This is a genomic window from Methylobacterium guangdongense, assembly GCF_038442355.1.
GTDB classification, from domain to species: domain Bacteria; phylum Pseudomonadota; class Alphaproteobacteria; order Rhizobiales; family Beijerinckiaceae; genus Methylobacterium; species Methylobacterium guangdongense.
This window is the reverse complement of record NZ_JBBXMX010000001.1, coordinates 448,189-459,395: the sequence shown is the minus strand read 5'-3', so window position 1 is coordinate 459,395 and position 11,207 is coordinate 448,189. Positions and strand designations below refer to the sequence as shown.

Sequence of the window (11,207 nt, the reverse complement as noted above, 5' to 3'; positions counted from 1 at the left end):
ACGCGCGCCGGCAAAGCATGGATGCAGGCGACGATTGCAGCGACATCGAAGATACCCGTGACCCAGCCGACATCCGAGCCGGCGCGCCCGCCGATCCGCTTCCGCGGCCGCTCCTTCATGGCGACCGTGCTGGCGCCGATCCCGCCCGTGGCCGACTGGCTCGGCGACCTCGACGCCCTGAACCGGCGCGCGCCGAATTTCTTCGCGGGGCGCCCGGTGATCCTCGACCTCGCGGGCCTGCGTCTGACGCGGGAGGACCTCGACGGGCTGCTGGCGGATCTCGCCGCGCGCCACATCGCGATCCTCGGGATCGAGGGCGCGCCGCCGGCTCTCCTGGCCCCTGGGATGCCGCCGGCCCTGTCGGGCGGGCGCGCCGCCGGGGAGGTCGCCATGCCCGCCCCCGGCGAGGCCGCGCCGCCGGAGCCGCAGCCCAAGGAGGCCGCACGCTCGCTGATCCTCGATACGCCGGTGCGCTCGGGACAGACCGTGCTGCATCTCGAAGGCGACGTGACCGTCCTGGGCGCCGTCGCCTCGGGGGCCGAGGTGATCGCGGGGGGCTCGATCCACGTCTACGGCGCCCTGCGCGGCCGGGCGATCGCGGGCGCCGCGGGCAACCCCGCCGCGCGGATCTGGTGCCGCAAGTTCGAGCCCGAGCTGGTGGCGATCGACGGCCTCTACCGCGCCGCCGACGACCTCGACCCGGCCTTCCGCGGTCAGGCCGTGGAGGTCCGGCTGCTGGAGGACGCGATCAAGCTGAACCTGTTCGAGCGAGGGTAGGCGTCCGTCCGACCCAGGCTCGTTGGTCATCCGATAGGCGCCCGGCTTCACGGGGTTGGCCATGTCGACGGCTTGGCGGGGTCCTCTATAGTGGGGCTTCAGAACCGTTCGCCTTGAGTTCGCAGCATGGCCTCGTCCACATCCATCGAGCTCGATGACGCGCTGAAGGGTCGGATCGAGCAACTTGCCGAAATCCGTCGCCGCACGCCCGACGGCATCATGCGCGAAGCCATCGCCCAATATGTCGACCGTGAGGAGAAGCGGGAGCTTCTGCGGCAGGACACCCTGAAGGCTTGGGACGAAGCTCAAGCGTCCGGCCTTCATGTGACGGCTGAAGAGGTCGAGCAGTGGTTGTCGAGTTGGGGCGATGAGAACGAGCGTCCCGCGCCCGAATGCCACGAGTAGTCTTCACTGCGGCAGCGCTTCGCGATCTTCAGCGCCTGCGCGCGTTTCTTCGTCCGAACAATCCGTCGGCGGCTCAACGAGCCGGCGCGATCATCATTCAGGGCCTTCAGAAGCTTGGTGTCCATCCGCGGATGGGCCGAAGGATCGAGGATTTCCCTGAAGAGTATCGAGAGTGGCTGATCGGTTTCGGGGATAGCAGCTACGTCGCGCGCTATCGGTTCGACGGCGAGGTGGTAACGATCCTGGCCGTGCGACATCAGAAAGAAGCCGGGTTCTGACCGGGCGGTCATACGCTTGAGCGCACGGCGTCGTCGAATAGAGATTTCCGTTCATTCCGAGGCTGGAGCATCGTCGCGACCCGAGGGCATGGTTCGCGCGCCGACGGGCGATAGATGCTCTGCAAGCGTCCTCCGCTGCACCGATACCAGGATCCCGGCAGAATTTGCCGACCGGATCAGAAACTTAACCCTTCGGTAACCATACCCGCCGTCAATGGTCCGGTAAGGACTCTTAACGGGCGGACATGAGCGAGACTCTCCCCGAGCCGATCGAACCGGAGACCGCCCAGGCGGCATCTCCCTCCGCGCCCCGGCCGCTCAGCCTGCGCGGGCGGGCCTTCAAGGCCCTGGCCCTCTCCCCCGAGCCGCCACTCCCCGAGTGGCTCGCGGGCCTCGACGCGGCGCTCAAGCGCTCGCCGACCCTGCTGAAAGGCCGGGCCGTCATCCTCGACTGCGCCCAGCTCAAGCCTGAGCCGGACGCCCTCGAAACGTTAATGAACGAACTTAGGGCCCGTGGCATCTCGGTCCTCGGGATCGAGGGCGCCGACGCGGTCGGTGCGGGGCTGCCGCCGCTCCTGCTCAAGGGGCAGCCGACCGAGAAGGTCGAAATCCCGAGCGTACCGGCGGAGCCGCCGCAACCGGTGGTCACCTCGATCACCGTCGAGGGCTCGGTCCGGTCCGGTCAGAGCGTCATCAACCCGACCGGGGACGTGACCGTGATGGGCTCGGTCTCCTCGGGGGCCGAGATCCTGGCCGGGGGCTCGATCCACGTCTACGGCGCCCTGCGCGGTCGCGCGATCGCCGGAGCCGCGCGCAATCCGCGCGCACGAATCTACTGCCGCAAATTCGAACCCGAGTTGCTGGGGATCGACCGCCTCGTGCGGACGGCGGAGGACATGGGCACGACCCTGCGCGGCAAGGCCGCCCAGGTCTGGCTCGATGGCGGCAACATCCGAATGGCAAGCTTGGACTGAGCAAGCTCTGGATTAAGGGAGATCGACGCGTGGCAAAGGTTCTCGTCGTCACATCGGGCAAGGGCGGCGTCGGCAAGACGACGACGACCGCGGCCCTCGGAGCGGCCCTGGCGCAGGGCGGGCAGAGCGTGTGCGTCGTCGATTTCGACGTCGGCCTGCGCAACCTCGACCTGATCATGGGCGCCGAGCGCCGCGTGGTCTACGACCTGATCAACGTGGTCAACGGCGACGCCAAGCTGCCGCAGGCGCTGATCAAGGACAAGCGGGTCGACACCCTGCACCTGCTGCCGGCCTCGCAGACCCGCGACAAGGACGCGCTCACCGATGCGGGCGTCGCCCGGGTCATGGAGGAGCTGCGCGAGAAGTTCGATTGGGTGATCTGCGACTCCCCCGCCGGCATCGAGCGCGGCGCCCAGCTCGCCATGCACCACGCCGACATCGCGGTGGTCGTGACCAACCCCGAGGTCTCCTCGGTGCGCGACTCCGACCGGATCATCGGCCTCCTCGATTCCAAGACGGCCAAGGCCGAGAAGGGCGAGGAGATGGAGAAGCACCTGATCCTCACCCGCTACGACCCGTCCCGGGCCGACCGCGGCGACATGCTCAAGACCGAGGACGTGCTCGACATCCTGTCGATCCCGCTGCTCGCGATCATCCCGGAGAGCCAGGAGGTGCTGCGCGCCTCGAACCTCGGCTGCCCGGTGACCCTCAACAACCCCCTCTGCGCCCCGGCGCGGGCCTATGCCGACGCGGCACGCCGGCTGAAGGGCGAGGAGGTGCCGATGAGCCTGCCGGTCGAGCGCAAGTCGTTCCTCGACAAGCTGTTCATGCGGAGGGCGGCATGAGCATCCTCGGGATCTTCCAGAAGCGCAATTCCGGGTCGGTCGCCCGCGACCGCCTGCAGCTGATCCTGGCCCACGAGCGTGCGGAGTCGGGTCGTCCCGACCTCGTGCTCCAGCTCCGCGAGGAGATCCTGGCGGTGATCGCCAACCATGTCGCGGTCGAGCCCGACAAGGTGAAGGTCACCCTGGAGCGCGGCGAGGCGGTCTCGACGCTCGGCCTCGACATCGAGCTCCCGCTCGGTGCCGCCGCCAAGCTCGACGCGAAGCTCGCGGCCAAGCTCGCCGAGGTCGCCGCCAACAAGGGCGGCCGGCCGGGATCCTCCAAGAAGGCCGCTTGAGCCGCAGCGGGGTCTCTCCCGCCGGCACGACACTGCGATAGCCGCGCCCGGTCCGCCGGGTGCGGCGTCGCCTTTTGGGTTCACGGCCCGGCCCTCGACCGCTCGATGCGTCGCCCTAACTCCGCTCGCGCGGGGGAGAGCGTTCACGGAGCGAACATGCCGAGCGCCACCACCGACGACGGAATCCGCCTCCATTACGAGGAGAGCGGATCGGGAACGCCGCTGGTCTTCGTGCACGAATTCGCCGGGGATCACCGCAGCTACGAGGCGCAGCTGCGCCATTTCGGCCGCCGCTACCGCGCGATCGCCTTCAACGCCCGGGGCTATCCGCCCTCGGACGTGCCCGAGTCCGTCGCGGCCTATTCCCAGGCGCGCGCCGCCGACGACATCCTGGCGATCCTCGATCAGATCGGCGCGCCGCGCGCCCACGTCGTGGGGATCTCGATGGGCGCCTTCGCGACCCTGCATTTCGGCCTGCGCCACCACGACCGCGCTTTGTCGCTGTGCCTCGGTGGATGCGGCTACGGCGCCGAACCGGACCGGCAGGCGACGTTCCGGGCCGAAGCCACGGCGACCGCGGAACTCCTGCGCCGCGACGGCATGGCGGCCTTCGCGGAGCGCTACGCCTACGGGCCAACCCGGGTGCAGTTCGCCAACAAGGATCCGCGGGGGCATGCCGAGTTCAAGCGGTTGCTGGCCGAGCATTCCGCTGTCGGCTCGGCCAACACGCAGCTCGGCGTCCAGAGGGAACGCCCTTCGCTCTACGACCTCACGGACGCGCTGGGCCGGATCACCGTGCCGACCCTGATCGTCACCGGCGATGAGGATTGGCCCTGCCTCGCCCCGAGCCTGATGCTGAAGCGGGTGATCCCCTCGGCGGGCCTCGCGATCCTGCCCAATACCGGCCACGCCCTCTCGGTCGAGGAGCCCGACGCCTACAACGCGTTGCTCGACGCGTTCCTCGCGCAGGTCGAGACCGGGCGCTGGCCGATGCGCGACCCGCGCTCGGCCTCCGCGACGATCACGGGGATCGCGGGCTGACCGGATCCCGCGGGATCAGCCGGAACCGGGCGAACCGCTCCGGCAGGGTCGTGACCACCGCCTGGGGCAGGACCGGCTCGTCCCCATCGAGTTCGATCCGGAATCGGATCAGCACCTGCGCCAATGCGAGCACCGCCTCGCTCAGCGCGAACTGGGCGCCGATGCAGACCCGCGGACCGGCGCCGAAGGGCAGGTAGGCGAAACGCGACGGCGGCGGCGCCCCGGGCAGGAACCGGCCGGGATCGAAGGCCTCCGGGTCCGACCAGAGCGACCGATGCCGGTGGAGAACCCAGGGACTGACCATCACGATGTCACTGGTCTTCACCGCATGCCCCGCCACCGTGTCGGGCCCGAGGGCCCGCCGGACCACCACGAAGGCCGCGGGGTAGAGGCGCAGGGTCTCGTCGATCACCGCGCGGGTGAGGGGGAGGCGTCCGTCGCTCTGGCAGCCGGTCGGGTCGGTGAGGTCCGCGCTCCGGGCCTCCGCGGCGACGCGCTCCTGCACCTCCGGGGCAAGGGCCAGCAGGTAGGAGGCCCAGAACAGCGTGCCGCCCGTGGTCTCGTGGCCGGCGAGGATCATGGTGGCGACCTGATCGCGCAGCTCCGCCGGCGTGAAGGCGGCGCCGGTATCGGGATTGCGCGCCGTCGCGAGCAGGTCCAGCAGGTCGCCCGACCCTGCATGGCTCCGGCCCGAGGCCTGGCGGGCCGCGATGATCCGATCGAGGAACGGGATCCAGCGGCGGCGGAAGCGCGCCCGCGACCAGTCGAGCGGCACCGGCCAACCCGGCGGCGTCACGATGTCGAGGAGGTGCGGCCGGCCCATCCGCTTCCCGTATTGGATGATGAGCCGGCGCAGCTCCGCCCCGTGCTCGTCCATGCCCACCGAGAACATGGCGCGCCCGGCCACCTCCAGGGCGAGCCGGTGATAGGCCGTGAACAGGTCGACCGGGCCCGCCGCGGCCTCGTCGGCGATGTGGTCCAGCCCATCCGTGATGGCGGCCGCGATGTGCGGCACGAGGCCGTCGATCGCCCGCGGCGTGAAGGCCGGGGCCATCGTCCGCCGCTGGTGGCGCCAGGCCGAACCTTCACTGATCAGGAGCCCGTCGCCGAGGATCGGGCGCAGGATCCGGATCGTCCCGGTGGTGCGGGCGTAATTCGCCTGATTCTCGACGAGGACCCGGCGGATCGCCTCCGGGTCATTCAGCACGAAGCTCGACCGGCCGAGCAGGCCCCGGCGGGTCACCGGCTCCTCGAAGGCGCGCCGGGGGAAGCCCCGGAGGCTGTTGTCGCGGATCGAGCGGAGATAGGCCCAGATCGGCAGCTCCCGCTCCGGCGGCACGCGGTGCGGGGGCACCACGCGCGGCAGCCCGGCGAGGCTCGGGGTGGTTCCGGCCTGTGTCACGGTCGCGTCCAGAAGAACGGGCATGGGTGCCATCCTGTGCCGGAGACGGGCCGGGCTGTAAACCGGGAGCCTGCGGGCCGGTCACCCCGCCCTCATTCGGCGGCGCGCAGGCGCGCCTCCGGCTTGCGCAGCGTCAGGCGCCCCGGGAACCGGGCGGCATCCGCCTCCGCCGACAGGCTCGCCACGAGGCTCGCCCGGGGCAGGGTCGCCTCGGCGACATCCAGCAGCGTGTCGACGCCGCGCTCCAGGAACTCGTCGACCCGGTCCACCACCAGAACCTCCGGCTGGCGCAGGATGGCCCGGGCGAGGGCGATCCGCACCCGGACCCGCTCGGCGAGCAATTGGCCGCGGTTGCCCACCTGCTTCTCCAGCCCGCGGAGCTGGATTCCCCGCTCCAGGTCGAACTCCCGGAACACCGCCCGCGCCTCCCGCTGGATGATCGCCTCGCCGTGCATCCGCGCCGTGTCGATGCGGCCGAACAGCAGGTTGTCGAGCACGGTGCTGCGCGGGTTGATCCGGTTGGGATCGTAGGATTCGACGTCGCAGTCGTGGTCGCCGTGCATGTGGCGCTGGACGATGGTGCGCGCCCCGACGAGACGCTGGGTCATCGCCTCGTCGAGCAGGCCGAAGCGCATCCGCGGCTCGACATAGGCCAGGGTGAGGGCCAGGAAGGCGACGCTGTCCGCCTCGCTGAGCCGCCCGTCGGCGGGCAGGCGGGCGAGCCGGCGCAGGTAGTCCGGCAGGGCGTCCGGCGTGATCAGCGAGAACCGCCGGAACAGCGGATGGCCGGGCGGCACGTCGGCGAAAATGTCCTTTAGGTTGCTGGCGATGGCCACGCCCATGCGGTCGAGGTCGTCGAGGAGATGCGCCTCCTCCAGCGCCCCGCGGAACAGGGGGGCCGCGGCGAGACGCTGCGGATCCGTCAGCGACGGGTCGCGCGGGACGCCGAACAGCAGGTTCTCCCCCACGGTCGCCTGATCGTTGTAGCGGCCGCGGGCGAAGGGGATCACGAGGTCGGCGAGACCCGTCTGCACGAAATGCTGGCGGAGGTGCTCCCGCGCCGCGATCATGCGCTGGCCCGCCGGCGTCTCGTGGGTGACCGAGCTGAGGGCGCCTAGGCCGAACCGGTAGAGGTCGTCGCCGAGGTCGAGGCGGCTCAGGAGGTTGAGGAGGTAGTCGTCGAGACCCTTGGCGTCGCGGATCCCGAGGCGCCGGTAGTCGATCCACGGGTCATCGACGCTGTCGCACGGGTTGCCGGTCTTCACCGCCTCGTTGATCCGCATCTTGCTGAGATCGAGGCTGCCTGTCCGCAGCGGCCGGATGCGCAGGCCGTAGAGGATGTTGTCGCGCAGCGTGCCCGGGAACAGCACCGGCTCCACCCCCGCGAAGGCGATCCGGTAGGCGTGAACCGGCCGCGGCAGGGTCGACAGGTCGTGCTCGCCGATCCGGATCGTCCCGCCCTGCGCCGTCTGGAGGCCGGCGAGGACGCGGGCGAATTCCTGGGCGACCGGGCCGGGCGGGAGGAGGGCGAGGCGCGCCGGCAGCTGGACTTCGGCGTCGGCGACCTCGATCGGCCCGCCGCCCTGCGGGTCGCGCACGGTCAGGCCCTCGATCCGGAGCGGGCTGCCGAGCGGCGGCGGCGTCTCGCCCAGCTCGGGCTCGGCCGGACGCAGGCGCTGCGGTCCGAAATGCGCCGCCACGGTCTCGTACTTCACCTCCACGTCGAGGCGCTGCTGGTCCCAGTCGATCAACTCTTTGAGGGGCGGGGGCAGGTCGCGATAGGCGGCGAGCACGGCCACGAGCTGACCGATATCGAGCTCGCCCTTCAGGGCGAAGTAGCCGCCGATCGCGTAGAACAGGAACGGCGTGACCTGAGCGAGCAGGTTGTTCAGGTATTTGACCGCGAACTTGCGCCGGTAGATCCGCAATCGCAGGTCGTAAAGCGCGTAGAGCCGTCCGCCGATCTCGGCGCGCTCCCAGCGGCCGGTGTCGTTGATCAGCACCGCCGGCAGCCCGTCGAGCACCTCGGCGACGCGGCCCGCGAGGGCCCGCGAGGCGATCTGGCGGCGGCGGCTCAGGCGGATGATCTCGCGCCGGAGCCGCGGGATCACGGTCATCTGAACGCCCACCATGCCGCCGGCCGCGAGGCCGAGCCACAGGTTCTGCATCAGGATGAAGGCGAGGGCCGTGGCCGCCTGCGTGCCGAGGAAGACCGGCACCACGATCGCGTCGCCGATGAAGGAGCCGATCGGCTCGACCTCGTCGCGGATGATCGTGGCGGTCTCGGAGGATTTCACCTCCCGCTGCGTCTCGGATGAGAAGCGCAGCATCAGGGCGAAGAGCTGGAACCGCAGCCGCCGGAGCATCCGCTCGCCGAGGATGCCCTTCTGCAGGTTGATCCAGAACTTGAACGCGCCGTTGATCAGCACGAGGCTCAGGAACAGCGTCGACAGGCCGAGCAGGAGCTCGAACCGATCGAGCTGGAAGCCCTCGAACAATCGGGTGGTGCCGCCGCCGAGAAGCTGCGGCCATGACACCGTGATGTTGAGAAACGGCGCGGTCGCTTCGCCGTGCGCGAAGGCCTTGCCGGTGATCGCGTCGTTGACGATGCGCTTCGGCAGGTCGAGCGAGGCGAAGTAGAACGGCAGGGAAGCCAGGACGACGGCGCAGATCCGGAACTGATCCGCCTTCGAATACCGCCAGATGTACGGGAACAGCCGCGGCTCAAGCGCACGCATCGGTTCGTTCCGAGGGGGAGCTGTCGCCGCGGTCGTCATGCCGATTCGCCGTGCCCATCGCTGGACTCAGACTCGGCACGGTAATCCAAGGGTCTGGCTTCATCCACTGCACCCGAGCGACCGCCCTGCGCGGACCCATGGATCGCCTCACGGCGTCATCGGCTTGTCATATAGGGTGCAGGCGAGCACCTGTGACCCGTCGCAGGGCTGATCTGCGCCCCTTGCCACGCTTGGAACCTGGCAGCGCCAAGCGGCTTCAGAGCCCGATTATCCGGTCTTCCGGCGCCAGCCCGACCGACGGTGGCCTTGCCCAAGAGCGCGCGTCCTTATATTGCGACGCAACCACAACGACTCCGTACCTGAACCGGCGCGGACGGCCGCGCCGCGCGGTCGCCAGGGAGCCGGCACAACCCGTTTCGGGCCGCCATGAATCTGCGCAACATCGCCATCATCGCCCACGTCGACCACGGCAAGACGACGCTCGTCGACAAGCTGCTGGCCCAGTCCGGCACCTTCCGCGAGAACCAGCGGGTCGAGGAGCGGGCGATGGACTCGAACGACCTCGAGAAGGAACGTGGCATCACGATCCTGGCCAAGGCGACCTCGGTCCTCTGGAAGGATACCCGCGTCAACATCGTCGACACCCCCGGCCACGCCGATTTCGGCGGCGAGGTCGAGCGCATCCTGTCGATGGTCGACGGCGTGATCGTGCTGGTCGACGCGGCCGAGGGGCCGATGCCGCAGACCAAGTTCGTGGTCGGCAAGGCGCTCAAGATCGGCCTGCGGCCGATCGTGGCGATCAACAAGGTCGATCGGCCGGATGCCCGCATCAACGAGGTCGTGAACGAGGTGTTCGACCTGTTCGCCGCCCTCGACGCCACCGACGAGCAGCTCGACTTCCCGATCCTCTACGGGTCGGGCCGCAACGGCTGGATGGCCGACAGCCCCGAAGCCGATCCGTCGGTGGGCCTGGAGCCGCTGTTCGAACTCGTGCTCAAGCACGTTCCCCCGGCCCGGACCGAGGAAGGCCCGTTCCGGATGCTCGGCACTCTGCTGGAGGCCAACCCGTTCCTGGGCCGCATCATCACCGGCCGCATCGCGTCGGGCTCGGTGAAGCCCAACCAGTCGATCAAGGTGCTCGACCGCACCGGCAAGGTCGTCGAGACCGGCCGCGTGTCGAAGATCCTCGCCTTCCGGGGCCTGGAGCGCGCGCCGATCGACGTGGGCGAGGCGGGCGACATCGTCTCGATCGCAGGCCTGATCAAGGGCACCGTCGCCGACACGTTCTGCGACCCGCAGGTCGAGACTCCGATCCAGGCCCAGCCGATCGATCCGCCGACCGTGACCATGTCGTTCATCGTGAACGACAGCCCGCTCGCCGGCACCGAGGGCGACAAGGTCACGAGTCGCATGATCCGCGACCGCCTGTTCAAGGAGGCCGAGGGCAACGTCACGCTCAAGATCGAGGAGGCCGCCGACAAGGACAGTTTCTACGTCTCCGGCCGCGGCGAATTGCAGCTGTCGATCCTGATCGAGACCATGCGCCGCGAGGGCTTCGAGATCGCCGTGTCGCGGCCGCGCGTCGTCTACGAGCGCGACGAGAACGGCGGTCTGCTGGAGCCGGTCGAGGAGGTCGTGATCGACGTCGACGAGGAGCATTCCGGCGTCGTCGTGCAGAAGATGTCCGAGCGGCGAGCCGAGATGCTGGAGATGCGGCCGTCGGGCGGCAATCGCCTGCGTCTCGTGTTCCACGCCCCGACCCGCGGCCTGATCGGCTACCAGGGCGAGCTTCTCACCGATACCCGCGGCACCGCGATCATGAACCGGCTGTTCAAGGCCTACGAGCCCCACAAGGGCGAGATGCCGGGCCGGCGCAACGGCGTGCTGATCTCCAACGACCAGGGCGAGGCCGTGGCCTACGCCATGTGGAACCTGGAGGATCGCGGCCCGATGATGATCGAGCCGGGCTGGAAGGTGTACCAGGGCATGATCGTCGGCGAGCACAATCGCGAGAACGATCTCGAGGTGAACGTGCTCAAGGGCAAGAAGCTCACCAACATCCGCACCACCTCGAAGGACGAGGCCGTGCGCCTCACCCCGCCGATCCGGATGACCCTGGAGCGCTCGCTCGCCTGGATTCAGGACGACGAGCTGGTCGAGGTGACGCCGAAGTCGATCCGTCTCCGCAAGGCGGTTCTCGACCCGAACGACCGCAAGCGCGCCGAGCGTTCCAAGGAGAACGCGGCCTGAGCTGAACGTCCGGCACCGGACTTGAATGTCCGGCACCGGACGTGAATGTCCGGCAACCGGGCGCTCAGGTCCGGTTGCTGATGCAGCCCTTATTCCGGATCGCTCTCGGGGCCATCGAACCCTTATGCCGGGCCTCCTAGCTTGGCATGGCGGCACCCGAGA

At 69.5% G+C, this 11,207-nt stretch carries 10 protein-coding genes; 8 read left to right on the top strand and 2 right to left on the bottom strand.

Annotation, left to right across the window (positions count from 1 at the left end; all coding sequences use genetic code 11):
• The first annotated feature begins 21 nt into the window (after positions 1-21).
• The 7 genes from minC (AAHG09_RS02255) to AAHG09_RS02225 all read left to right on the top strand — a co-directional run bounded on the left by minC (AAHG09_RS02255) (position 22) and on the right by AAHG09_RS02225 (position 4,655).
• Positions 22-777 (top strand): septum site-determining protein MinC, encoded by a 756-nt coding sequence (gene minC / locus AAHG09_RS02255; RefSeq protein ID WP_412759973.1) that lies wholly within the window; start codon positions 22-24, stop codon positions 775-777.
• Positions 778-903: 126 nt separating this feature from the next.
• Positions 904-1,182, top strand: a complete 279-nt coding sequence (locus tag AAHG09_RS02250) for a CopG family ribbon-helix-helix protein (RefSeq protein WP_342105113.1) — start codon at positions 904-906, stop codon at positions 1,180-1,182.
• Entirely contained in the window at positions 1,170-1,460 is a 291-nt protein-coding gene (locus tag AAHG09_RS02245) for a type II toxin-antitoxin system RelE/ParE family toxin (RefSeq protein WP_342105112.1), read from the top strand. Before AAHG09_RS02250 ends, AAHG09_RS02245 begins: the two co-directional genes overlap by 13 nt.
• Positions 1,461-1,705: 245 nt before the next feature.
• Entirely contained in the window at positions 1,706-2,434 is a 729-nt protein-coding gene (gene minC / locus AAHG09_RS02240) for a septum site-determining protein MinC (RefSeq protein ID WP_342105111.1), read from the top strand.
• Positions 2,435-2,463: 29 nt separating this feature from the next.
• On the top strand, positions 2,464-3,279 hold the full coding sequence (gene minD, locus AAHG09_RS02235) for a septum site-determining protein MinD (protein WP_244041462.1): 816 nt from the start codon (positions 2,464-2,466) through the stop codon (positions 3,277-3,279).
• Positions 3,276-3,614: a cell division topological specificity factor MinE gene (gene minE / locus AAHG09_RS02230; RefSeq protein WP_342105110.1), complete on the top strand. Its 339-nt coding sequence runs from the start codon at positions 3,276-3,278 to the stop codon at positions 3,612-3,614. Before minD ends, minE begins: the two co-directional genes overlap by 4 nt.
• A gap of 156 nt (positions 3,615-3,770) precedes the next feature.
• Entirely contained in the window at positions 3,771-4,655 is an 885-nt protein-coding gene (locus tag AAHG09_RS02225) for an alpha/beta fold hydrolase (protein ID WP_342105109.1), read from the top strand.
• Here the strand turns inward: AAHG09_RS02225 and AAHG09_RS02220 are convergent.
• On the bottom strand, positions 4,636-6,081 hold the full coding sequence (locus AAHG09_RS02220; RefSeq protein WP_342105108.1) for a cytochrome P450: 1,446 nt from the start codon (positions 6,079-6,081) through the stop codon (positions 4,636-4,638). The two genes, AAHG09_RS02225 and AAHG09_RS02220, sit on opposite strands and share 20 nt — an antisense overlap.
• Positions 6,082-6,149: 68 nt before the next feature.
• Entirely contained in the window at positions 6,150-8,795 is a 2,646-nt protein-coding gene (locus tag AAHG09_RS02215) for an ABC transporter transmembrane domain-containing protein (protein WP_342105107.1), read from the bottom strand.
• Positions 8,796-9,221: 426 nt separating this feature from the next.
• Here AAHG09_RS02215 and typA point away from each other — a divergent pair, with 426 nt between their 5' ends.
• Positions 9,222-11,045: a translational GTPase TypA gene (gene typA, locus AAHG09_RS02210; RefSeq protein ID WP_342105106.1), complete on the top strand. Its 1,824-nt coding sequence runs from the start codon at positions 9,222-9,224 to the stop codon at positions 11,043-11,045.
• Positions 11,046-11,207 lie beyond the last annotated feature (162 nt).